We start from the raw sequence: 24,400 nt of genomic DNA on the forward strand, positions 1-24,400 counted from the left end.
GGGACCCGGAGCCTTGCCCCCTGCACGCGCACGGGCAAACGCCCCCGGTCCGTCAGGCGGGGCGATGCGAGGTCTGTCGTCGTCGCTGTTGCTGTGTCATACCGGGCCTCATAGCGCACATCGGGGCCGGCTCAAACGGAAAAGTTGGGCCGCGACAGAAAATCGACTAGCGTCCGCCGGTCCGCCCCATGCCCGACCGGAACCCCAGGACCCTGGCCCCGATGACACCCGAGAAGATCGAAGCCTTCTTCGCCCGCCTCGCCGAGCGCACGCCGGAGCCGGTGACGGAGCTGGAATACACCAATGTCTACACGCTGCTGGTCGCCGTCGCGCTGTCGGCGCAGGCGACGGATGTCGGCGTGAACAAGGCGACGCGGGCGCTGTTCGCCAGGGTCTCGACGCCCGCGCAGATGCTGGCGCTGGGCGAGGAGGGGCTGAAGGCGCACATCAAGACCATCGGCCTCTACAACTCCAAGGCGAAGAACGTCATTGCCATGGCCGAGAAGCTGATTGCCGAGCATGGCGGGGAGGTGCCCCGCGACCGGGCCGCGCTGGAGGCGCTGCCGGGGGTCGGGCGGAAGACGGCGAATGTGGTGCTGAACAATTACTGGGGCGAGCCGACCATCGCGGTCGACACCCACCTGTTCCGGGTCGCCAACCGCACCGGCATGGCGCCCGGCAAGACGCCGCTCGCGGTGGAAAAGGGGCTGGAGGCGGTGGTGCCGGACCACTACAAGCGCCACGCCCATCACTGGCTGATCCTGCACGGGCGCTATGTCTGCAAGGCGCGCAAGCCCGACTGCGTGAAATGCGCGGTGGCCGACCTTTGCTGTTTCGACGCCAAGGTGGTGGAGGCCTAGCCGCGCCCCGGTTCTGCCACCGGCCCTACCAGATGCGGTGGAAGCGGTGGACCATGTAGGCGGTGCCGAGCGTCGGGCCGGCCAGGTTGACGAAGGGCACGGTGAACAGCAGCACCAGCAGCACGCCATCCATCCAGATCATCATGCGGTTCTGCCGCCGGGTGACCTTGGCCTCGGCCAGGGTGAGGCGGCGCAGGCCGACGGTCTCGAAATACTCGCGGCCGACCAGATAGCCGTTGACCGCGAAATACAGGATCAGGCCGGTGGGCGGCAGCAGCATCAGAATCAGATAGACCGGCAGCAGCACCAGGTTGACCACGATCACCAGCACCGTCAGCTTCACCGCCGCGAGCACGCCTTCCACGATCGGAACTTCGCGCGCCGGCGGCGTGTTGGCGTAATAGCGTGCCTCGACGGCATCGCAGACGCTGTCCAGGAACAGGCTCTGGATGGTGAGGGCCACGGCCGGGAACAACAGCAGCGCCAGCACGCCGACCGCGAACGAGCCGAGAATCTCCACCAGTCCCAGGGCCTCCAACTGGCGGCCGAACCAGCCGTCGCCGCCGGTGTCGATGCCGCCCAGGAGCCAGGCGGAAACGGCGACCAGGCCCGCCAGCGTGATCGCGGACGCGACGAAGCCCAGCAGGACGGGGCGCAGCAGGCGCTTGTCGTCGAGTTGTGCGAGGACGCGGAGAATATCCGTCAGCATAAAGGGTCATCCTGAAACGTGGGGAGGGCGCATGCTACTCGCCTGCGGCCGGCTGGCAACGGGACCGGCTGTCATCCCGTCACGTTGTGGTCGGGCGGCTTTGTCTTGTAGCGTCCGCCGCTCGCTATATCTTCTCCGTAAGACCGTCAGGAACGAAGAAATGACTGAAGCGACCCTCGATGTCGTCGGGATCGGCAATGCGATTGTCGACGTGCTGGCACATGTGGACGATGCCTTCATTCGCGACAACGGCCTGGAAAAGGGCGTGATGACCCTGATCGACGAGGCCCAGGCCGAGGCGATCTACACGAAAATGGGCAGCGCGATGGAAATGTCGGGCGGGTCCGCCGCCAATACCATCGCCGGCGTCGCCGCACTCGGCGGCAAGGGCGGCTATATCGGCCGTGTCCGCAACGACCAGCTGGGTACGATTTTCGCCCATGACATCCGCTCCGGCGGCGTCGCCTTCACCTCCGCCGCGGCCACGACCGGCAAGAGCACGGCGCGCTGCTTCGTGTTCGTCACGCCCGATGCCGAGCGCACGATGATGACCTATCTCGGCGCCTGCACCGAACTGGACAAGAGCGATATCGACGCCGATCTGATCGCCCGGGCCAAGGTCACCTATCTGGAAGGCTATCTCTGGGACGATCCCCGCGCCAAGGCGGCCATTGCCGATGCGGCGGAGATCGCCCACGCGCACGGCCGCAAGGTCGCGCTGACGCTCTCCGACCCGTTCTGTGTCGAGCGCCACCGCGACACGTTCCTGGAACTGATCGCCGACCATATCGACATCCTGTTCGCGAACGAGCACGAGATCACCGCGCTGTTCCAGACCGACAGCTTCGAGGAAGCCGCCAAGCGCGTGTCGGCCTTCACCGGCGTCGGCGTGCTGACCCGCAGTGCCAAGGGTTCGGTCGTGGTCGCCGACGGCGAGCAGGTGAGCGTGCCGGCGCAGGCGGTGCCGAAAGTGGTCGACACGACCGGTGCCGGCGACCTGTATGCCGCGGGCTTCCTCTATGGCTACACCCAGGGCAAGGATTGGGCGACGTGCGCCGCGCTTGGCGGCCTGTGTGCCGCCGAGATCATCGGTCATATGGGGGCCCGGCCCGAGACATCCCTTGCCGATCTGGTCCGACAGCACGGGCTCTGATCCGACGCGCCAGGGCGCGGGCGCGGGGCTCCAGGGCAACTGGGTCCAGCGCCTGCGCCTGTGGAGCGGCCTGGTGCTGATGGTCTTTGCGGCCTCGCATCTGGCCAATCACGCGATCGGCCTCTGGTCGCTGGCGGATGCGGAGGCCGCCCGTCTCTATTTCGTCGGGTTCTGGGACGGATGGGGCGGGACCGTGTTGCTGGCGGGCAGCGCGCTGGTGCATGTGACGCTGGCGCTGGCGAAGCTGTATGCGGGCAAGACGCTGCGCCTGCCCTTGTGGCAATGGGCGCAACTGGGGCTGGGGCTTTCGATCCCGCTGCTGCTGGCCGATCACGTGATTGCCACCCGCATCGGCCAGGAGGTGCTGGGCTATGACGACCGATACGCACTCGTCACCCTGATGACCTGGCCCGGCAGCCGCTGGGACATGATCTGGCTCGTTGCCGTGGTGTGGCTGCATGGTTGCCTCGGCGTGCACTACTGGGCCCGATTGTACCGGTTCTATCCTCTGGTGCGCCCCTGGCTGTTGGGCGCTGCGGTGCTGTTGCCGGCGCTGGGCTTTGCCGGGTTCGCCGACATGGGCCAGGAGGTGCGGACCCTGGTCGAGGAAAACCCCGATTGGCTGCCGGACCTGTTCCGCCGGACGAATTTCGTGCCCGGCGCGGCACAGGCGTTCGTCGATACGGTCTCCAATCGGGTGAGTTGGGTGATTGTGGCCTTCCTCGTCAGCCTGGCTCTGGTCCGGGCGGTTCGGGTCGCAGGGGCGAGGCGGGGCGACATCACCCTGTCTTATCCGCACGAGCGCAAGATTTCCGTGCCCGTCGGCATCACCGTGCTGGAGGCCAGCCGGCGGTTCGGCATTCCCCATGCCTCGGTGTGCGGCGGTCGCGGCCGCTGTTCGACCTGTCGGGTGCGGATCGGCGCCGGGGCGGACCGCCTGCCGCCGCCGTCGGAAGCGGAGGAGCGGGTGTTGCAGCGGGTCTCGGCCCCGCCGGGGGTGCGGCTCGCCTGCCAGATCGTCGTCACCGGCCCGTTGGAAGTGACGCCGCTGCTGCCGAACGCGAGCCCCGCCAACGTTTTCAGCGACGACGAGGCGCGGCGCTATGGCGTCGAGCGCGAACTGGTCATCGTGTTCAGCGACATCCGCTCGTTCACGCATCTGGCCGAGCACCGCCTGCCCTATGATGTCGTCTTCCTGCTGAACCAGTATTTCAAGGCGATGGTGGAGCAGGTGGAGACGCATGGCGGCCATGTGGACAAGTTTGTCGGCGACGGCATGATGGCCCTGTTCGGCCTGGACACCGACCGCGGCACCGCCTGCCGGCAGGCGCTGGCGGCGGTGCAGGCCATGGCGCGCGAGCTGGACGTGCTGAACATCGACCTGGCGAGCGAGCTGCGCGAGCCGCTGCGCATCGGCATGGGCGTGCATGTGGGGCCGGTGATCGTCGGCCAGATCGGCTATGGCCCCGCGGCGCATCTGACCGCCATCGGCGACACGGTCAACGTGGCGAGCCGGCTGGAGCCGCTGACGAAACAGTTCCAGGCCGACGCCGTGATCTCGCTGGACGTCGCCGAGGCGGCGGGGCTGGACCCGTCCCGCTACCCGGCGGCCGAATTGCCCTTGCGCGGCCGTTCGCGGCCGCTGGCGACGCTGGTGATCCAGCATGCCGCCGATATCTGGGGGCCCGAGGCGGCATAGACTTTTGCGCGCTTTGGCGGCACACTCGCCCGACCAAGCCGAACGCTGGAACCCGAACCATGCCCGACGGCAGCGAGACGCCGGTTACCCTCAAAATCCTCCATCGCCTGTCCGAGATCGACGCCGCCCGCTGGGATGCCTGCGCCGGGCCGGACAATCCATTCGTCAGCCACGCCTTCCTCTCGGCGCTGGAAGAGTCGGGCTCGGCGGTGGAAGAGGAAGGCTGGGGGCCGCAGCACCTGATCCTGGAGGACGAGGCCGGGCGTCTGGTCGGTGCCGTGCCGGCCTATCTGAAATCCCACAGCCAGGGCGAATACGTGTTCGACCATGGCTGGGCGCAGGCGTTCGAGAATGCCGGCGGCAGATATTATCCCAAACTGGTGGCGGGCGTGCCGTTCTCGCCGGTGCCGGGGCCGCGCCTGCTGATCCACCCGGAGGCCGACCGCGAACGGGTGACGGCGACGCTCGCGGCCGGGCTGGTCCAACTGTGCGATCGGCACGACGCGTCCTCGGTGCATGTGAATTTCCTGCCGGAAGACCAGTGGCTGGCCCTGGCGGAGCACGGTTTCCTGCAACGCCAGGGCCAGCAATTCCACTGGCACAACCAGGGTTTCGAGAGTTTCGACGACTTCCTGGGGGCGCTGTCGTCGCGCAAGCGCAAGAATATCCGCAAGGAGCGGGAGGCGGTGGCGGCCACCGGCGTCCGGATCCGGGCGCTGAACGGCGACGACCTGAAGTCCGAGCACTGGGACGCCTTTTACCGCTTCTATCGCAACACCACCGACCGCAAATGGGGCTGGGACTACCTGAAGCGCGATTTCTTCACCCTGCTGCACGAGCGCATGCGCGACAAGGTCGTGCTGGTGTTCTGCGAGTACGAAGGCAAACCGGTGGCGGGCGCCCTGAACCTGGTCGGGACCGATACGATTTACGGGCGCAACTGGGGCGGGCTCGCGCGCTTCAAGCACCTGCATTTCGAGGCCTGCTATTATCAGGCCATCGACTGGGCCATCGCCCACGGCCTGAAAACGGTCGAGGCGGGCGCGCAGGGCCAGCACAAGATCCAGCGCGGCTATCTGCCGAGCCCCACCTACAGCGCCCACTGGATTCCCCATCCCGGTTTCCGCCGGGCCGTCGCCGATTTCCTGCGCCGCGAGCGCGAGGCGGTGGGCGAGGACATGGAGATCCTGATGGAGTATTCGCCCTTCCGGAAGAACGGATAGGGCCATGACGGGCTTCCAGCGCGACAACTGGGGCGAGCGCGCCCGCATCGGAATGTTCATCGTCGGCTCGGAGGCGGTGCCGGAGGCCGAATGGTGGGCCATGGCGCCGCCGGGCGTTTCGGTCCACGCCGCGCGCGTCACCGCCAGGGCGCCCTGGGCACCGTGGCGGGCCGACCGCTCCGGCGTCGATCTTTGCGACGACCTGGCCCGTGGCTGCCGGCAGTTCGCGGCCATGCGGCTCGCGGCCGTGGTGATCGGCCATACCTCCAGCAGCGTCGTCGGCGGCGAGGGCTGGGATGACGCCGCCATGGCCGCGATGCACGGCATCCTGGGCGACGATGTGGCGATCACCACCAACGGGCGGGACACGGTCGCCGGCCTGAGGGCGGTCGGTGCCGCGCGGCCCTTTCTGGTGCTGCCGCCCTGGTTCGGCGACGGCACGGTCGCGGCGGCGGTCTCGTATTATTCGGGCCAGGGCTTCCGGCCGGCCGGGCATCTGCGCCACGATGCGGGCGAGGGCTGGCGGCATATCGCGCCGCAGGACCTCTACGCCCATGGCAAGGGCTTTGCCCAGGACGTGGCGGCGCTCTATGGCGAAATCGTCGCCTCCTGCCCGGCGGAGGCGGACAGTGTCTTTATCGCCGGCACCGGCTTTCGCTGTGTCGCCGTGATCGAGGCCCTGGAACGCGCGCTCGGCCGGCCGGTCGTCACGGCCAACCAGGCGAGCCTGTGGCGTTGCCTGCGGGCGTCCGGGATCCAGGATGCGGTTCCGGGCTATGGCCGGCTGCTGGGCCTGCCCGGCTGACGGACGCGTTCCGAGCCTGGACGCAAGGCGATCTCCGCGCCCACAATGCGGCAGTCAGAAACGGGCCGCCCGAGAGCGGTCGCCGCAACGGGAAAAAGGAACGACCATGCGTGCACTCGTAACCGGGGCCAGCCCCGGCATCGGCGGAGCCACCTGCCTGAAACTGGCACGGGACTCGCTCGCCCGCGGCCAGAAACCCCGTATCGCCGCCTGCGAGGTGCGCGAGACCGACGACGTCAAGGCGCTGGTGGACGAGCTGCGCGGCCTGGGCGCCGAGGCCATCGTGCTGACCGGCGACCTCAGCGATCCGGCGGTGCCGGCACGACTGGTCGAGGATGCGGTGAGCGCCTTCGGCGGCCTGGATGCGGTTGTCGGCAATGCCGGGATCACCGCGCCGTCGCCGCTCGCCGAACTGGCGCTGGCCGATTGGGACCGGGTGATGAACATCAACCTGCGCGGCAACTGGCTGCTGGCCAAGGCGGCGCATCCGCATTTGAAGGCCAGCGGCGGCGGCTTCGTCGCGGTGGCCTCCATGTCCGGCATGCGGCCGCACCGGGGCATGGGCGCCTACTCCATGAGCAAGTCCGGCACCATCATCCTGTGCGAGGTGCTGGCGCAGGAATGGGCGCCGGACGGCATCCGGGTCAATTGCGTTTCGCCCGGCATGATCCGCACGCCGTTGAGCGAAAGCGTGTACCGGGACAATTCGGTCGCTGCCGCGCGCGCTGCGCTGGTGCCGACCGGGCGCGTGGGCGTGCCGCAGGACATCGCCAACGCCATCGCCTTTTTCCTGGGGCCGGACAGCGGCTATGTCACCGGCCAGAATCTGTGCGTGGACGGCGCCTTCGCCGCCTCGATCCTGAGCCATATTCCGGGCCTGCCGCGCAGCGGCGCCTGACCCGAAAGGCAACGCCCCGGATGGCGGTCGGCCATCCGGGGCGTCTTCATGCCTATGGGAAAAAGGCGACTAGAGCGGATTCTTTTCCAACCGGCTCACCAGCCCGGCTTCCCTGTCCCCGCGCAAGCGGGGACCCATGCCTGAGAAACCAATACAGAGTCCGTACCCTGTGAGAAGCTCTCAGGCATGGGCTCCCGCCTGCGCGGGAGATGGGGCAGGAGAGTGGGTCAATCGGTGCCGAAAGCGCCTAGTTGGCGTAGTCGTAATTCCCGTCGTGCCATTTGTAGAAGACGTAGCCGGGCGCGGTCACGTCGCCCTTCGCGTCGAAGCCGATCTTGCCCAGGACGGTATCGAACTGGTTGCCGTTCAGCGCCTTGATCACCGCCTGGAAGTCGGTGCTGCCGGCCTTCTCCGCCGCCTGCGCCCAGGCCTGCACCGCGCCATAGGTGTAGAGCACATACCCCTCCGGCTCGACACCGGCCTTGCGGAATTCGGCCACGATCGGCGCGGCGACCGCGTTCTTGCGCGGGTCGGGGCTGAAGGTCATCAGCGTGCCTTCGCCCGCATCGCCCGTGATCGCCCAGAATTCCTGGGTCACCAGCGCATCGCCGGAAATCAGCTGCGTGTCCAGGCCCTGCGCCCGCATCTGGCGCACGATCAGGCCCGCTTCGGTGTGGTAGCCGCCCAGATAAAGGACGTCGATCTTCTCGGCCTTCAGCTTGGTGACCAGGGCGGAATAATCCTTCTCGCCGGCCGTGATCGCCTCATAGAGCTTCACCGTGCCGCCGGCCTTTTCCAACGCCGCCTTGGTTTCGTCGGCCAGGCCTTTGCCATAGGCCGTCTTGTCGTGGACGATGGCGATGTTCTTGCCCTTGTAGTGATCCGCCAGATACTGACCGGCGACCATGCCCTGCTGGTCGTCGCGGCCGCAGACGCGATAGACGCCGGGGCCGCCTTCGTCGGTCAGCTTCGGGTTGGTGGAGGCGGGCGAGATCTGGACGATGCCTTCCTCGTCATAGACCGCCGATGCCGGGATGGACGAGCCGGAGCAGAAATGCCCCGCCACCAGCACCACGCCTTTGTTCACCATCTGGTTGGCGACCGCCACGGCCTGCTTCGGGTCGCAGGCGTCGTCGCCGACTTCCAGTTTCAGCATCTGCCCGAGCACGCCGCCGGCCGCGTTGATGTCCTTCACAGCCATTTCGGCGCCGGCTTTCATCTGCTGGCCAAAGCTGGCGTATTGCCCGGTCATCGGGCCGGCAGTGGCGATTACGATGTCGGCATACGCCACGTTTGCCACCAACGCCGCAGCAGCGGCGGCAAGGGACAGGGTTTTGAGCATGCGTTGGAGTCTCCCGTTTGTGATGGCTCGTCTACCATGATCCGGCGAAAATGCCGCAATCCACTCCTTGAACCATCCAAAAAAGGGTAGCATTTGCCAAGTGCGCTCGACAACGGCTATGGGTACCTTCGACGAAAGACGCAGATCTTGTTGGGGCGATTGCGTCACTTCCTAGCACTTCGACATATTGTTTTTCCGTGAGGGGATGCGCGATGATGACAAAGCCATATGCCCCCTGGGTCCGTGCGAAATCTAATCAAGGTTGAATGGGAGAATGGGAATGAAGAGATTATTGGTATTGGCGGCAGGAATCGCAGTGATGGCTGGCAGTGCCGCCGCAGGCACTTTGGATGACGTGAAGGCGAAGGGTTATCTGGACTGCGGCATCAACACCGGCCTGATCGGCTTTGCCGCGCCGGATGACAAGGGCGAGTGGTCCGGCTTCGACGTCGACATGTGCCGCGCCGTCGCCGTCGCGATTTTCGGCGACAGGACCAAGGTCAAGTTCACGCCGACCACCGGCAAGTCGCGCTTCCCGACGCTGGCTTCGGGCGAGATCGATGTGCTGTCGCGCAACACGACCTGGACGTTCACCCGCGACGTGCAGCTGGGCTTCGAATTCGCCGGCGTCAACTATTACGACGGCCAGGGCTTCATGGTCCGCAAGGATCTGGGCGTGAAAAGCGCCACGGAGTTGGACGGCGCCAGCGTCTGCATTCAGACCGGCACGACGACCGAACTGAACCTCGCCGATTATTTCAAGACCCACGGCATGAAATTCGAGCCGGTGGCCATCGAGACCAACTCGGAAGCCCGGCCGGCCTATGAGCAGGGCCGTTGCGACGTCTACACGACGGACGCATCCGGTCTGGCGGCGACCCGTGCGCAGATGGACGACCCCAAGGCGCATATCATCCTGCCGGAGATCATCTCCAAGGAGCCGCTGGGTCCCGTCGTGCGTCAGGGCGACGACCAGTGGCTCGACGTGGTGCGCTGGACCCTGAACGCCATGATCATCGCCGAGGAACTGGGCGTCACCTCCCAGAATGTCGACGAGATGAAAAACTCGCCGAACCCGGAAGTGCAGCGGCTGCTGGGGGTGAGCGGCAATTATGGCGAGATGCTCGGCCTGTCGAAGGACTGGGCCTATAACATCATCAAGGCAATCGGCAATTATGGCGAGAGTTTCGACCGCAATATCGGCCCGGATACGCCGATTGGTCTGGAGCGCGGCCTGAACCAGCTCTGGAGCAAAGGTGGCATTCTCTATGCCCCGCCCTTCCGCTAGGATCATGGGCGTCTGAATTGCTTGCCGAGGGGAGGGGCCTGGTCATGGGCTCCTCCTTTCGCGTTTCATGAGGGGTGGTGTGGCCGCTGCCAAAGGGCTTGGTCCGAGGCGACGCGGGAGCGACGGGAGATACGGGAGTGGCCGGTAATACGTTGATGGCCGGACCGGCGGCCAGCGGGTCGTTTTGGAACGATCGGCGGTTTCGCGCGATACTGGTCCAGACCCTGGTCATGGGGGTATTGGCGGCCCTGATCGCCTTTGTGATCGCCAATACCGTCCACAATCTGCACCAGCGCAATATCGCCACCGGGTTCGGCTTTCTCGACCAGCCGGCCGGGTTCGAAATCCAGATGACGCTGATTCCCTATTCGGCGGAATCCACCCACGGACGGGTGTATCTCGTCGGCCTGCTGAACACGCTGTTGATTTCGGCGCTGGGCTGCATTCTGGCGACCTTGCTGGGGTTTTTGCTCGGCGTGTTGCGGCTGTCGGGAAACTGGCTGCTGGAAAAGATCATCTATTGCTATGTCGAGTTCACCCGCAATGTGCCGCTGCTGTTGCAGATCATCTTCTGGTACACGGTCTTTCTGGGCCTGCCGCACATTCGCGACAGCCTCCGGTTCGCCGATGGCTTTTACCTGAACAATCGTGGCCTGTTCGCGCCGGCGCCGGTGCTGGGCGAGCAATTCTGGATGGTGGGGGTGGCCTTCGTCGCGGGCGCGCTCGCCGCCTGGCTGGTCGGGCGCTGGGCGCACAAGCGTCAGGATGCGACGGGGCAGGCCTTTCCCACCATCTGGTTCGGCATCGGCCTGGTCGTCGGGGTGCCGCTGCTGGTGTATCTGGCCGCGGGAGCGCCGCTCGACTGGCAATTCGCCGAGCGGACCCGCTTCAGCCTGCGCGGCGGCATGCAGATTGCGCCGGAATTCATGGCGATGCTGCTGGCGCTCACGCTCTACACGGCTGCCTTCATCTCCGAGATCGTCCGCGCCGGCATCCTGTCGGTCAACAAGGGCCAGCGCGAGGCGGCGGCGGCCCTGGGCCTGAAGCAAAGCTGGACCATGCGGTTCGTCATCGTACCGCAGGCGCTGCGGGTGATCATTCCGCCGCTCGCCAGCCAGTACATGAACCTGACCAAGAACAGCTCGCTGGGCTTTGCCATCGGCTATGGCGAGTTGATGGCGGTGTTCGGCGGCATTTCCCTGAACCAGACCGGCCAGGCCATCGAGTGCATGGCGATCACCATGGCGACCTACCTGGTGATCTCGCTCGCGATTTCCGGCTTCATGAACTGGTACAATGCGCGCGTGCGCCTGGTCGAGCGCTAGGGCGGGGGAGGGCAGACCATCATGACCGACCAGACCCGAAGCGCCGCCCACTGGGTGCCGAAAGCCAGCCGTCCGCCGCCCGTCGCCACCACCGGCCTCCTGGGCTGGATGCGGGCGAACCTGTTCTCCGGCTGGCTGAACACGGCGCTGACCCTGCTGTCGCTGCTGCTGCTCTACATCACCATTCCGCCGCTATTGAACTGGGCCTTCTTCTCCGCCACCTTCGAGGGTGTCAGCCGCGACGACTGCGACATGCTCGGCGCCTGCTGGCCGATCGTGGCCGTGCGCTGGAAGCAACTCATCTATGGCTTCTACCCGGAGGCCGAGTACTGGCGGGCCGTGCTGGCCTTTGTCCTGCTGGCGGTGGCCCTGTTCTTCGGCCTCTACGACAAGGCGCCGGGCCGCAAATACGGCCTGTGGTTCGTCTGCGTCTATCCGTTCCTCGCCTATGTGCTGCTTTATGGCGGCATTGGCGGGCTGGAATACGTGGAGTCGCCGAAATGGGGCGGCTTGCTGCTGACGCTCGCCATGGGCGTGACCGGCATCGCGGTGTCGATCCCGTTCGGCATCGTTCTGGCGCTCGGCCGGCGCAGCCAGATGCCGGTGATCCGCCTGCTCTGCACCGTGTTCATCGAATTCATCCGCGGCGTGCCGCTGGTGACGCTGCTGTTCTTCGGCAATGTGATGCTGCCGCTGTTCTTGCCGGAAGGCATGAATATCGACAATTACGTCCGCGTCGTGGTGGCGGTCTGCTTCTTCGCCTCCGCCTATATGGCCGAGGTCATTCGCGGCGGCCTGCAGGCCATTCCCAAAGGCCAGTACGAGGCCGCGTCGGCCCTGGGGCTCGGCTATTGGAAGATGATGGGCTTCGTCGTGCTGCCGCAGGCCTTGCGCATCTCGATCCCCGGCATCGTGAACACGTCGATCGGTCTCTACAAGGATACGACCCTGGTTTCGCTGGTGGGCCTGTTCGACCTGCTGGGCATGGCCCGGGCGATCAATGCCGATGCCAAGTGGATGGGGCTGGAGATCGAGCTCTACGCCTTCATCGCCGTTTTGTTCTTCGTTTCGTGCTTTGCCATGTCCCGCTATTCGCTGTGGCTGGAACAGCGGCTGGCCCGAGGCGAGCGCCGGTAACCGGAAAAAGGCCCAACCCGCATGACCGACCAAGCCTTTGCCGTGGAAATGCACGGCGTCAACAAATGGTACGGCACCTTCCATGTGCTGAAGGATATCGAGCTTCAGGTGACCCGCGGCGAGCGCATTGTCATCTGCGGACCGTCGGGCTCCGGCAAGTCGACCCTGGTGCGCTGCATCAACCGGCTGGAGGAGCACCAGGAAGGCGACATCATCGTCGACGGCATCAGGCTCACCAACGACCTGAAAAACATCGACCAGATCCGCTCCGAAGTCGGCATGGTGTTCCAGTCCTTCAACCTGTTCCCGCATCTGACCGTGATGCAGAACTGCACGCTGGCGCCGATCTGGGTGCGCAAAATGCCCAAGGCCGAGGCGGAGGCCCTGGCCATGAGCCTGCTGGAGCGGGTAAAAATCCCGGAACAGGCGGACAAATATCCCGGCCAGTTGTCCGGCGGGCAGCAGCAGCGCGTCGCCATCGCCCGGGCGCTGGCCATGCAGCCGCGCATCATGCTGTTCGACGAGCCCACCTCGGCGCTGGACCCGGAAATGATCAAGGAGGTGCTGGACGTGATGGTGGACCTGGCCGAAAGCGGCATGACCATGCTTTGCGTCACGCACGAAATGGGCTTTGCCCGGCAGGTGGCGAACCGGGTGATCTTCATGGACGAGGGCGAGATCGTCGAGCAGAACGAGCCGGAAGAGTTCTTCAACAACCCGCAGAACGACCGGACCAAGCTGTTCCTCTCGCAGATCCTGGCGCACTGAGGCAAGGGCGGGACGGGCAATGGTCGAGCTATTGCAGCGTTGGCCGGACGAGGGCGCGTCGGTCTGGCACCATGCGCGCATCGTCCTGGGCGAGCCCTGCCCGTTCGCAGGCCTGCCCGAAGACGTGTGGGAGGCGCTGAGCGCCCCCGAAACCCGGCCGAACTGCGCCGCGCTCGAAGGCGGCGTGTTGCTGCTGTTGCGGGGCGTCAACGTCAATCCCGGCTCCCAGCCGGAGGACATGGTCTCGGTCCGCATCTGGATCGGACAGGGGGCGGTTTACAGCACGACGCTGCGGCGGGTCTTTGCCGCCGCCGATACGCGGGAGGCGCTCGCCGCCGGCGAGATCGAGGCCGAGCCCTATGCCATCGTGCTGCACATTGCCGAGCGTCTGGCGGCGCGCATTCGCGAGGCCATCCTGGTGATGGACGAAGCCTCCCAGGAAGTGGAGGCACAGCTTCTGGCCCATGACACGCTGGGGCGGGTGGAAATTCCGCCCTTGCAGACGGAGTTGCGTCACCTGCGCCGGCGGGCGGTGTTGTTGCGGCGTTACATGCTGCCGCAAAGCGTGGCGCTGGCCGATTTCCGCAAGCTCACCGCGCAAAGCCTGTCCAAGGACCTGGGCGAGGACTACAGCCAGGTCGCCAACGAAATGCAGCGCGTGGCCGAGGCGGTCCACACCCTGGCCGAATACGGAACGGTATTGCAGGACCAGATCGACTCGATGCGCGATGCGCAAATGGCCCGCACCAGCTATTTTCTGAGCCTGGTTGCGGCGATTTTCCTGCCGCTCAACCTGCTGGCGGCGGTCTTCGGTGCCAATGTCGGCGGGATTCCCTGGTCGGACACGCCCTGGGGGTTCGTCGCCCTGTCGGTGCTGAGCCTCGCGATTGCGATTGCCGGTGTCTGGCTGTTGCGCTGGCGTCGCTGGCTTTAGCGCGGTAAGACAGGAGGCCCGCTTCCGTCAGGTCTCGCCTCTGCCATCCCCATGAACCGGACCTTCGCCTTCGTCGTCGGCATGGCCGCCGTCTACTCGCTGCTGTTCGTGCAGGCGCAGATGCACCGCATGGGCGGCGCCGTCATCGCACCGGCCCTCAGTCTGGAATTGCACCTCAGCGCCAGCGATCTCGGCCTGATCATCGGGTCGATGTTTTTTGCCTCCGCCGCGACGCAGCCGGTCTCCGGCGTGCTGCTCGACCGGTTCGGCCCGGTGTGGGCGGTGGCGGTGCTGACGCCGCTGGCGGTGATCGGCATGTTGCTGTTCGCCTGGAGCGACGACGTCACCACCCTGACCATCGCCCGCGCCATGATCGGCTCCGGCTTCGGCTGCGTGGTCAGCGGCCTCTACGTGTTCCTGCTGGGCTGGGTCGACCGCAAGAATTTCACCACGGCAGCGGCGACCATCCAGGCGCTGCCGGGCACCGCCTCGGTGCTGATCGCCTCCACCCCGCTGGCGATTCTGCTGGCGGAGGTCGGCCGCGGGCCGGTGTTCACCGGCCTGGCGGTGATGACCGTGGTCATCGTCATCCTGGTGAGCCTGGTGGTGCGCGAGGGGCCGCTGTCCACCCGCAAGAACCGGGCGCCGGAAAGCGTGTTGCAGAGCTTCGGCGGCATTCTCACCATCGTGCGCCAGCGGCGCTTTCTGTGGCTGGCGGCGTTCAGCATCACCGCGGTCGGCCCCGCGGTCAGCGTGATCGGCCTGTTGTCCGGCGTCTATCTGCGCGGGCGCTTTCATCTGGATGCGACCCAGCTGGGCAATGCGGTGATGGCGCTGCTGATCGCGCTCAATCTGGGCGGCGTCATCTACGGACCGCTCGACCGCTGGACCGGGCGGCGCAAGCTGGTGGTGGCGGGCGGCGTGCTGACCCAGGTGACCATGCTGACGCTGCTGGCCTGCCTGCCGGGCCTGGGCTTCTGGCCGACGCTGGCGCTGCTGACCGCCTTCGCCAGCGTCTCGCAATTGCACGCGCTGGTCATCGCCCACGCGCAGAGCCTGTTCGGGCCGGAACTGGCCGGGCGGGTCATCACCACCACCAACATCTTCATGATCGGCGGTATTTTCGTGTTTCAGGTGGCCAGCGGGGCGGCCTATGACGTCTTCACCCACACGCTGGGCGCGAGTTCCGAGGATGGCTACCGCCTGACGTTTGCCGCACTGGCCTGCTGCCAGATCATTGGCCTGCTGTTCTATTCGCAGGCCCCGAACCCGCTGCGGCCGAAACTGCCGCGCTGACGGTTGCGGCGGCCCGCCGGTCTCAGTCCCGCCGGGCTCACTCCCCGCCGATCAGGCTGCGATAGAGGCGCATCACCGCCTCGGCATGGTGGTTGGCGTCGGCCTCGACCCGGGCGAGGTCCGGCAGGCCCAGGCCCTGGGCGATCACCGCCTGCACCGCCGGGCGCTCCAACCGCTCCGGCGCGCCGTCGGCGCCGGTCAGCCGCATCAGGGTTTGCAGGCCGAGCCAGAACGCTTCGGCATCGGCCAGCGCCTCCGCGCAATCGGGCGGGACGATCCCGGCCCTGGCAGCGGCCGCGGCGATGCCCGCCGTGTCGCGCGGGTCGAGCAGATCGGGGACGGCCGCCGCGTGCGCCAGCACCAGGAACTGCGCCAGGAAGCCGGTGTCGACCAGGCCGCCGCGGCGATGCTTGACGTCCCAGGGGCTCTGGCCCTTGAAGGTGGCGGCCATGCGGTTGCGCATGTGGTCGACCTGTCCGGCGAGGTCCGCGGTTTCGCGCGGGCGGGCCAGAACCTCGCGGCGCACCGCCTCGAAGCGGCCGCGCAGCGCCGCCGACCCGCAAACCGCGCGCGCCCGCACCAGGGCCAGATGCTCCCAGGTCCAGGCGTCGTTGCGCAGATAGGTCTCGAACCCTTCGAGGCTGGGCGAGAGCGGCCCCTTGTCGCCGTCCGGGCGCAGCCGCAGGTCGACCTCGAACAGGCGGCCGCTTTCGGTCTCGGCCGTCAGTGCGGTCACCAGGCGCTGGGTCAGGCGGGCACCGTAGGTGGCGGCGGCCAGGGGCTTGACGCCGTCGCTTTGCTCCAGCACCGACGGCGCGTCATAGAGGACGATGGCGTCCAGGTCCGACGACGGGTTGAGCTGGCCGCTGCCCCATTTGCCATAGGCCAGCACCAGCATGCCGTCGCCCGGCAGATAGCCGTGCCGCTCGGCAAAGGCGGTGTGGACCGCGGACAGCATGGCAGTGACGGTGTGGTCGGCCAGGGCGGACAGCACGGTTGCGGCCCCGTCCGGCGCGGTTTCGCGGCGCAGCAGATGGACGCCCACCTGAAAGGTCAGGTCGCTGGCATAGCGCCGCGCGAGGTCGAGCGTATCCTGCATGTCGCGCGCCTCTGCCAGCAGCGCCTCCAGTGCCTTGCCCTGGGCGGCGCTGTCGGGCAGGGCCGCGAAGAATTCGGGCGTCAGCACCGCGTCCAGCACGGCCGGCCGGCGTTGCATGTGCTGGCCCAAGAGCGGTGCGGAGCCGCAAATCTCCGCCACCAGCGACAGCAGGTCCGGATGGGTCTGGAACAGGCTGAACAACTGGACGCCGGCGGGCAGGCCGTGCAGGAAGCGGTCGAAATTCCCGAACGCCTCGTCCGGGTCGGCGGTGTTGCCGATGGTCTGCAACAGCGTCGGCATCAGTTCGGTCAGCAACTGGCGCGAGCGGTTGGAGCGCGTCGCCGCCATGCGGCCGTGATGCCAGCCGCGGACGGCGGTATCGACCCGCTCGACATTGCGGAAGCCCAGGCCGGCCAGGGTTTCGAGCGTGCCGGGGTCGGGGTCGCTGCCGGTGAAGACCAGATTGCCCAGCCCCTCGACCGCCAGGTCGGGCTCGTCCTCGAACAGCAGGGCGTAATGGCCTTCGACCGTCTCCAGCGTGGCGCGCACCTGGGCGACGAAGGCCGCGGTCTCGGCCTCGCCCATGAAGCGGGCGATGGCGTCGAGGCCGGCGGCGTCCGGCAGTTTCTGGGTCTGCTGGTCGGCGACCATTTGCAGGCGGTGTTCCAGCCGGCGCAGATAGGTGTAGCAGGCCTGGAGTTCCCGGGCCGCATCCGGCGTCACCTGACCGGCGCCCACCAGCGCGTCCAGCGCCTTGCAGGTGGGTTTGACCCGCAGCGCCGGCTGGCGCCCGCCCCAGATAAGCTGCTGGGTCTGGGCGAAGAACTCGATCTCGCGGATGCCGCCCCGGCCGACCTTGATGTCGTGGCCGGCCACGGCGATGGCGCTGCCGCCGCGGTGCGCGTTGATCTGGCGCTTGATCGAATGGATGTCGCGGATCGCCCAGAAATCCAGCGAGCGGCGCCAGACGAACGGGGTCAGGAATTCGAGGAACGCCTCGCCCTCCACCCGGTCGCCGGCGACGACGCGGGCCTTGATCATGGCCGCGCGCTCCCAGTTCTGGCCGGTGCTCTCGTAATAGATTTCGGCGGCGCGCACGGTGATGGCGGGCGGCGTCGAGGCCGGGTCCGGGCGCAGGCGCAGATCGGTGCGGAAGGCAAAGCCGTCGGCGGTGCGGTCCTGCAACAGCGCCACCCATTGCTGGGTCAGGCGGGCCATGTCCTGGCCCAGGCGGTCGGGCCGGCTGGTTGGGACCTTGTCCGGGTCGTAGAGGACGATCAGGTCGATGTCGCTCGAATAGTTCAGTTCGTGCGCGCCCAGCTTGCCCATGCCGAGCGCGAATATCCCGCAGTCGCGGGTGGGGTGGTCGGGGTCCGGCAGGGCGACGCGCCGCCGGTTGCCGGCCTCGGTCAGGACGAAGGCCAGCGCGGTTTCGATGCAGGCATCCGCCGTATCGGAAAGCGCCTGGGTGACCTGTTCCAGGGACCAATGGCCGGTGACATCGGCAATGGCGACGGCCAGGGCGGCGCGGCGGCGCGCGCGGCGCAGGCTGCGCTTGGCCTCCGCCTCCGACGCCGGCGGCGGGTCGAGGGGCGACAGCGCGTCCGGCCAGGCGGCATCGGGTCCGTCGGCCAGCAGGGCGAAACAATAGTCCGGTTCCTGCTGGGCGACGCCGGCCAGAAACGGGCTGCAACCGAAAATACCGGTCAGAAGCGCCCGTACCGATTCGGAGGCAAGCGCTTCGGCGGCCCGGTTCGCGTCGATTTTGCCCAGGGCGTCCAGCCATCGCTCTAACCCGGTGGCGCCCTGCTCTGCGTCGGCTGGTAGCGGCATCTCGCCAATGTGATCGCAAAACATGTCGCTTATCCTAGATATACCTGTCTAACCGTCTAGAGACCGCCGGGGTTTTGGGCCCGAACGGGCGCAGAGGTAAAGGGCGCGAATGCGACCAGGTTTGCAATGGGCGAAACGCATGCGGCTGGCTTCGAGACGGGGGCCGGTCGGCTGGGTCGTGCGCATCCTGGTGGGCGCCATGACCGTCCTGGTGCTGGCGGCCGTGTTCGTCGCCTGGCGAACCGCGCAGGAGCCGGTGTCGCTGCGGTTTGCCATTCCGGCCATCGAACAGGCGCTGTCCGCCGCCGACGGCTCGATGCGCGTGACCATCGGCGGGTTCCGGCTGCGGCGCGAGGGCTTGGCCTTCGTGCTGGAGGCCGAGGATATGACGGTGAAACGCGCGGCCGGGGAGGGCGAGCCGGCCCAGACCCTGGCCGTTCTGCCGGCGGCCGAAATCAGCCTCAGCGCATCGGCCTTTGTCCGCGACGGCATTCTGGCGCCCGAACGCGTGGTGGCGAAAGGCCTGGTGGTGACCGCCCGGCGCGGCCCGGACGGGGTCGAGTTGTTGGTGTCGCGCAAGGAAACCGAGCAAGCCGATCCGGTTCGCCTGACGGAGTTGCGCCGTCTGCTGGAGACCGACGCGCACCTGCGGCATCTGAAATCGGTGGACCTGTCCGACCTGACCTTTCGGGTGATCGATCCCGTGTACGGGCTTGCCTGGCAGACCGAAGACACGAGCATGCGCCTGCTGAACGATCCGGCCGGCTTCAAGTGGGAGGGGCAGGTCGGCTTCACCCGGCCGGGTGCGGTCTCCCCCGGCGCGGCGCAAGGCGGCCAGGCGCAATGGAGCCTGACCCTGCCGCCGGCCCCCATGACCGCAAACGAGGACGGCCATCCGTCCCCTGCGGCCCCGGCCCGGCTGAGCGTTCAATTGAACCGCCTGCAACCGAGCCTCGTCTTCGATATCGTGCCCGGCCTTCGCAATACCATCGGTTGGACGGGGGCGGTGAGCGGCGCGCTCTCCACCGAGTTCGAAGCGCGGACCGTACCGTCCGATATCCAGTTCGCGCTCCGGGTCGGCGAGGGGCGGCTGGTGCTGCCGGCCACCGGTGGCAAGCTGGAATTCGAGGCGGCGCGGGCGGTCGGCCATCTGCGGCTTGCCGACCGGGCGCTGGAACTGGACGAGTTGATGGTCCGGCATACCGGCCGCGAGATGCGCATTCGCGGCTTCGGCGCCCTGCACGGCGCCGATCAGGCGCGGGCCCAGCTTTCCGCCAGCGGGCTGCGCCTGTCCTGGCTCGCCGGGGCAATGCCGGGCATGGGCGTTCCGGACGGCATCGACCTGGCGGTGTTCGCCGACATCAACGCCACGGTGCGCATCGGCAGCGGTATCGAGCAGGCGAGCGCGTTCGTGCGCACCGAACCGGGCATGGTTTCGCTGCCCGGCGTGTTGCCGGAGCCGCTCGCGGTCGGCGCGAGCACTCTCGATCTTCGCATTGGCTCCAAAGGGCGGGCAATCGACCTGCGCGCCCTGAACGTCCGTCTGCCGGGCCAGCCGGGCGCACCGGATATCGAAATCCGCGCGGTCGGCAAGGCCGAAAAGGGCGGGGCGGGGCAGATCGACCTTGCGCTCAGCCCGCTGGCGGTGGCGGACCTGAAGCGGCTCTGGCCGATCGGCGTCGGCGAAGGCGGCCGGGTCTGGGTCGTCGACCAGGTGCTGAAGGGCCAGACCGGCGCGGCAAAGGGGACCGTGACCTTCCGCCTGCCGGATGCCAAGGGCCTGCCCGAGCCGGAAGACGTGCGGCTCGACCTGCGCATGCCGCTGACGGACGTGGATCTGGTCTACTGGCCGCCAATGCCGCCGGCGACCGGCGTTTCCGCCAATGCCCACATGACCGAGAAGCTGTTCGAGGCGGACGTGCAGGGCGGCGAAAGCGGCGGCATGCGGATCACGGGCGGTCTGGCCCGCTTTACCGGCATCGACAAGGGCAAGGGTTATGAGCGGACCGAGGTCTCGTTCGACATTGCCGGCCCTGCCCGGAACTTGATGACCATCCTGGACCGGCCGCCGCTGCGGTTCGCCCGGTACCTGGACCTGGAGCCGGGACGCCTGGCCGGGACCGTCGCCGGGACGCTGACGGCGGCCTTTCCCCCCATTGCCGACCTGGCCGTCGACGACATCGACATCGGCGCGACCGGCCAGACCCGCAATCTGGTCTGGCCCAATGCGGCGTTCGGCCAGGATCTGACCGGGGCGAACATGCGGTTCGACGTCGACAAGACAGCGCTGAAGCTGAACGGCAAGGGCGCGTTGGCAGGCGCGCCGCTGACGCTGGACGGCGATCTGCGATTTGCCGCCGACGCGCCCTATCGAAGCCGGTTCCGCCTGCACACCACGCTCGACAACAAGACGCGCCAGACGCTGGGCTTTGTGAGCTTTCCGTTTTCGACCGACATCCTGAACGGCCCCGCCGGCATCGACATGACGGTGACGGAGCAACGCAGCGCCGGCACGGTGATCGACGTCGCCGCCGACCTCTCCAAGGCGCGACTGGCCTTCCCGCTGCTGGACTGGACCAGCCCGGCCGGCGAGTATGCGGGCCTGAACGCCCGGGTGCGGATTGTCGGCGGCAAGCTGGAGCGGGTCGACAATTTCCGCCTGACCGCCCCGCAACTCAGCCTTGCCGGCGATGCGGAATGGGCGGGCGCGGCCGCCCCGACCGTGCGGCTGAGCGAATTCCGCCTGGAGGGCGGCACCAATCTGACCCTGTTGGCCCGGCCCGGCGTGGGCGACGCCTATCGCCTGTCGATTGCCGGCCCGCGGCTGGATGCCCGCCCCTTGCTGAAAGGCCTGGGCAAGGACAATGCCAAGGCGGACTTGGCCGACCCGGGCGACGACCCGCCCCTGGACCTGGACGTGAATATCGGCGCGGTCCAGGTGGGCAGTGGCCGGCCGCTCAGCCGGTTGCACGGCACGGTGTCGCTCAAGCAAGGCGAGCCCCATACCGTCCAGCTTGCAGCGAACACCGAGGGCGGCGGCACGGTGCTGGCCGAACTGCGGCCGAACCGGACGGCCAGCCTGAGCGCCAGCGATGCGGGCGCGTTGCTGGCCGCGCTCGGCGTGTCCGAGCGGATCGACAATGGCCGCCTCACGGTCAAGGCCAAGATGCTGGGCGCGGGCGAGGGGATCGACGGGACGGTGCTGTTGCAGGATGGCCTGTTCCGCGAGGCGCCGTTCCTGATGCGCCTGTTCGGCGGCGGCGCCGACCTGCCGGGCGAAAAGCGGGCCTGGTCGATCGATCAGCTCGACACCGATTTTTCGCTCAGCAACGGCATTTTGATGCTGGAGGAAGGCCGGGTCGCGGGCGGTGAACTGGGCGCGACGTTTCAGGGCTGGATCGACCTGAACAAGGAGGTGCTGGATATCAGCGGCGCCATCGTTCCGGTCTACTCGGTCAGCCGCGTGTTGCAGGCGATCCCCCTGATCGGCAATGTGCTGACCGGCGGTGAAGGCTTGTTTGCCGCCAACTACCGCGCCACCGGATCGCTGGAACAGCCGGCGTTCAACGTCAACCCCCTGACCGCACTGGCCCCCGGCCTGTTGCGGCGTCTGTTCGGGGATCGGGCCAGCGCGCCGCCGGGCGCCAAGCCCGCGACGACCCCGACAACCCCGACACAACCGCCGGACAACTTTGTTTCGTCCCCGGACGGCGGCCGATGATAGGATGGGCGCGCCGGAAAAGGCCTGTCGCCGAAGGGAAATCCGTGACACCGCCCAACACCTATAAGGCCTGGTCGTCCTACACCGCCATCGACATCGCCGCGATGGAGCGCGAACTGGCGCGCATGCCGTGGTTCAATCACCTGTTGATGGCCCAGGTCGGCGCGCTGGCGCTCTACGATTCCGACGACCGGCTGTCGCTGTTCAATCAACGCCATTACGACCTGTGGGGCGCGCTCGGATCGCTGTTGCGACCCGGCGTGCCCTACCGCCAGCTGCTGCAAGAGTCGGTGCGCCTGCGCGAGATCGAGGAGGCGGACATCGATCCCGACCGTTGGGTGGAATCGATGATCCAGGGGCATCGCTCCCCGCGCGGCGATTATGTGCACCGCTTTCGCGACGGGCGCATCGTGCAGGTCCACAACATCCGCACCGCCGAGGGCGGAACCGTCTCCATCTGCACCGATATCACGGGCGTGATGGAGCAGGAGGAAGCCCGGCGCCTGCGGGCGGAGGCCGAGAGCGCGGCCTTGCTGGCTTCCACGGTGACCAACATCGCCCAGGGGGTGAGCGTCTTCAACGCGCGCCGGGAGCTGGTGATCTGGAACCGCCGCGCCTGCGAGGTGCTGAACCTGCCCTATTACGCCGTGCGCCGCGGCATGCCTGTGCGCGAACTGATCCGACTGATGGTGTTGCACCGCGCGAAGATCGAACGCACCACCGCGCGGACCGTGCGGCAGTGGATCCGCCGCCGCCGCCCGCGCCCGCCCTTGCAGGTCGATTTGCAGTATCCCGGCGATACGGTCGTGGAAGCGGCGTTCCGGGCCATGCCGGACCAGGGCTTCGTCATCACCTTTTCCGATGTGACCGCCGACCGCCGCGCCGGCCGCGCCCTGGAGCGGCACCGGGAGGAACTGGCGGCCGAGGTCGAGGCGCGAACGAAGCAGCTTGTGGCGGTGAACCTGCGCCTGCAGCGGGAAGTGCGGCAGCGCCAGGCCGCGGCGGAGGCACTGGAACTCGCCCGCGCCGAGGCGGTGGCGGCGAACCAGGGCAAGACCCGCTTCCTGGCGGCGGCCAGCCACGATCTGTTGCAGCCGCTGAACGCCGCCCGCCTGTATGTCAGCGCGCTGGAGGCGGAGCGCAACGCCCTGCCGGAAGCGGCGGTCAAGACCCTGGATGGGCTGGCGGGCGCGTTCCAGTCGGTCGAGGATCTGCTGGGCGCGCTGCTGGAGATTTCCAAGCTGGATGTCGGCGCCATTCAGCCGACGGTTTCCGATTTCGCGGTGCAGCCGGTGCTGGAGGGATTGGTTCACTCCGTCGCCGGTCTGGCCGCCGAAAAGGGCCTGCAATTGCGGGCCGTCCCCACCTCCGCCTGGGTGCGTAGCGACCAGGCGTTGCTGCGGCGCATCCTGCTGAACCTGCTGACCAATGCGGTCAAATACACGCGCGAAGGGCGCGTCGTTCTGGGCGCGCGGCGCGATGGCAGCGACTGGCGCATCGAAGTGTGGGACACCGGACCCGGCATTCCGGAGGAGGACCAGCAGGCGATTTTCGAGGAGTTCCGTCGCGGCACCTACCTGGATTCGCAGGCGGCCACCGGCGCCGGGCTCGGCCTGTCCATCGTCCGGCGGGCGGTGGACCTGCTCGGCCACACCATCCGGCTCCGGTCCTGGCCGGGGCGGGGCACCTGCTTCCGCGTCACCCTGCCGTCCGCGCCGCCGCAGGCGATCGTGCCGACCGCGGCCCCTTTGGCCTCCGTTTCGGCCCACAACTGGGAGAACCGTCTCGTTCTGCTGTTGGAGAACGACCGGGAGATCGCCAAGGGCATGAAAATGCTGTTCGAGCGCTGGCGGTGCCCGCTGCTGACCGCCGCCTCCTACGAGGAAATGGCGGAATGGCTGGCGGACGAGGATGCGGTTCCGGACCTGGTCATCGCCGACTATCACCTGGACACCGCCATCGATGGCCTGACGGCCATCGAACTGCTGCGCGAGGATTATCCGGGAGTGCCCGCCGCCCTCGCCACCGCCGACCGCGGCGAGGAAACGGCCAAGCGGGCGGCGGCGCTGGGTGTCGAACGGTTCACCAAGCCCATCCGCCCGGCGGAGTTGCGCGCCTTCGTCGACTACTGCTTCGGCCGCGGCGCGGCGGAATGTTAGCGCGGTTTCGGTCCTGGTTGCCCCACTCTCCCGCCCCACCTCCCGCGCAAGCGGGAGCCCATGCCTGAGGGCTTCTCACAGGACATGGACTCCGTGTTTGTCTCTCAGGCAGGGGTCCCCGCCTCCGCGGGGACAGGGAAGCTGGGTTGGT

The 24,400-nt window shown here is 67.5% G+C and carries 17 protein-coding genes; 14 read left to right on the plus strand and 3 right to left on the minus strand.

Going from position 1 to position 24,400, the window contains the following annotated elements; translation table 11 throughout:
• The first annotated feature begins 221 nt into the window (after nucleotides 1–221).
• The gene (gene nth / locus H6844_07530; GenBank protein MCB9929248.1) at nucleotides 222–860 is read left to right on the plus strand and encodes an endonuclease III; all 639 of its coding nucleotides are present in this window, start codon (nucleotides 222–224) and stop codon (nucleotides 858–860) included.
• A 25-nt stretch (nucleotides 861–885) separates the two neighbouring features.
• Here nth and H6844_07535 read toward each other — a convergent pair whose 3' ends face one another.
• The gene (locus H6844_07535) at nucleotides 886–1,569 is read right to left on the minus strand and encodes an EI24 domain-containing protein (GenBank protein ID MCB9929249.1); all 684 of its coding nucleotides are present in this window, start codon (nucleotides 1,567–1,569) and stop codon (nucleotides 886–888) included.
• A gap of 160 nt (nucleotides 1,570–1,729) precedes the next feature.
• Here H6844_07535 and H6844_07540 point away from each other — a divergent pair, with 160 nt between their 5' ends.
• The 5 genes from H6844_07540 (at nucleotide 1,730) to H6844_07560 (ending at nucleotide 7,347) form a co-directional block, all read left to right on the plus strand.
• Nucleotides 1,730–2,722, plus strand: coding sequence for an adenosine kinase (locus H6844_07540; protein ID MCB9929250.1), 993 nt, complete (start codon nucleotides 1,730–1,732; stop codon nucleotides 2,720–2,722).
• On the plus strand, nucleotides 2,691–4,421 hold the full coding sequence (locus H6844_07545) for an adenylate/guanylate cyclase domain-containing protein (protein MCB9929251.1): 1,731 nt from the start codon (nucleotides 2,691–2,693) through the stop codon (nucleotides 4,419–4,421). Before H6844_07540 ends, H6844_07545 begins: the two co-directional genes overlap by 32 nt.
• Before the next feature lie 59 nt (nucleotides 4,422–4,480).
• Complete coding sequence (locus tag H6844_07550) at nucleotides 4,481–5,644, plus strand: N-acetyltransferase (protein ID MCB9929252.1); 1,164 nt, start codon at nucleotides 4,481–4,483, stop codon at nucleotides 5,642–5,644.
• A gap of 4 nt (nucleotides 5,645–5,648) precedes the next feature.
• Entirely contained in the window at nucleotides 5,649–6,449 is an 801-nt protein-coding gene (locus H6844_07555) for a hypothetical protein (GenBank protein MCB9929253.1), read from the plus strand.
• Between the two features lie 106 nt (nucleotides 6,450–6,555).
• On the plus strand, nucleotides 6,556–7,347 hold the full coding sequence (locus tag H6844_07560) for an SDR family oxidoreductase (GenBank protein ID MCB9929254.1): 792 nt from the start codon (nucleotides 6,556–6,558) through the stop codon (nucleotides 7,345–7,347).
• A 247-nt stretch (nucleotides 7,348–7,594) separates the two neighbouring features.
• Here the strand turns inward: H6844_07560 and H6844_07565 are convergent, their stop codons facing one another.
• The gene (locus tag H6844_07565; GenBank protein MCB9929255.1) at nucleotides 7,595–8,689 is read right to left on the minus strand and encodes a branched-chain amino acid ABC transporter substrate-binding protein; all 1,095 of its coding nucleotides are present in this window, start codon (nucleotides 8,687–8,689) and stop codon (nucleotides 7,595–7,597) included.
• Nucleotides 8,690–8,963: 274 nt separating this feature from the next.
• Between H6844_07565 and H6844_07570 the strand changes: the two genes are divergently transcribed.
• The 6 genes from H6844_07570 (at nucleotide 8,964) to H6844_07595 (ending at nucleotide 15,437) form a co-directional block, all read left to right on the plus strand.
• Complete coding sequence (locus tag H6844_07570) at nucleotides 8,964–9,977, plus strand: amino acid ABC transporter substrate-binding protein (GenBank protein MCB9929256.1); 1,014 nt, start codon at nucleotides 8,964–8,966, stop codon at nucleotides 9,975–9,977.
• A 155-nt stretch (nucleotides 9,978–10,132) separates the two neighbouring features.
• On the plus strand, nucleotides 10,133–11,302 hold the full coding sequence (locus tag H6844_07575) for an amino acid ABC transporter permease (GenBank protein MCB9929257.1): 1,170 nt from the start codon (nucleotides 10,133–10,135) through the stop codon (nucleotides 11,300–11,302).
• A gap of 21 nt (nucleotides 11,303–11,323) precedes the next feature.
• On the plus strand, nucleotides 11,324–12,439 hold the full coding sequence (locus H6844_07580) for an amino acid ABC transporter permease (GenBank protein ID MCB9929258.1): 1,116 nt from the start codon (nucleotides 11,324–11,326) through the stop codon (nucleotides 12,437–12,439).
• 21 nt (nucleotides 12,440–12,460) lie between these two features.
• Nucleotides 12,461–13,207, plus strand: a complete 747-nt coding sequence (locus tag H6844_07585) for an amino acid ABC transporter ATP-binding protein (GenBank protein MCB9929259.1) — start codon at nucleotides 12,461–12,463, stop codon at nucleotides 13,205–13,207.
• Between the two features lie 19 nt (nucleotides 13,208–13,226).
• Entirely contained in the window at nucleotides 13,227–14,141 is a 915-nt protein-coding gene (locus H6844_07590; protein ID MCB9929260.1) for a hypothetical protein, read from the plus strand.
• A gap of 51 nt (nucleotides 14,142–14,192) precedes the next feature.
• Nucleotides 14,193–15,437, plus strand: coding sequence for an MFS transporter (locus H6844_07595; GenBank protein ID MCB9929261.1), 1,245 nt, complete (start codon nucleotides 14,193–14,195; stop codon nucleotides 15,435–15,437).
• A 37-nt stretch (nucleotides 15,438–15,474) separates the two neighbouring features.
• Here the strand turns inward: H6844_07595 and H6844_07600 are convergent, their stop codons facing one another.
• On the minus strand, nucleotides 15,475–18,393 hold the full coding sequence (locus H6844_07600) for a bifunctional [glutamine synthetase] adenylyltransferase/[glutamine synthetase]-adenylyl-L-tyrosine phosphorylase (protein MCB9929262.1): 2,919 nt from the start codon (nucleotides 18,391–18,393) through the stop codon (nucleotides 15,475–15,477).
• Nucleotides 18,394–18,478: 85 nt separating this feature from the next.
• Here H6844_07600 and H6844_07605 point away from each other — a divergent pair, with 85 nt between their 5' ends.
• Nucleotides 18,479–22,090, plus strand: a complete 3,612-nt coding sequence (locus H6844_07605) for an AsmA-like C-terminal domain-containing protein (GenBank protein MCB9929263.1) — start codon at nucleotides 18,479–18,481, stop codon at nucleotides 22,088–22,090.
• A 44-nt stretch (nucleotides 22,091–22,134) separates the two neighbouring features.
• Nucleotides 22,135–24,249 (plus strand): PAS-domain containing protein, encoded by a 2,115-nt coding sequence (locus H6844_07610; protein MCB9929264.1) that lies wholly within the window; start codon nucleotides 22,135–22,137, stop codon nucleotides 24,247–24,249.
• The last annotated feature ends 151 nt before the right edge of the window (nucleotides 24,250–24,400 follow it).

The sequence above is a fragment of the Alphaproteobacteria bacterium genome, assembly GCA_020638555.1.
Lineage (GTDB): Bacteria > Pseudomonadota > Alphaproteobacteria > Bin95 > Bin95 > JACKII01.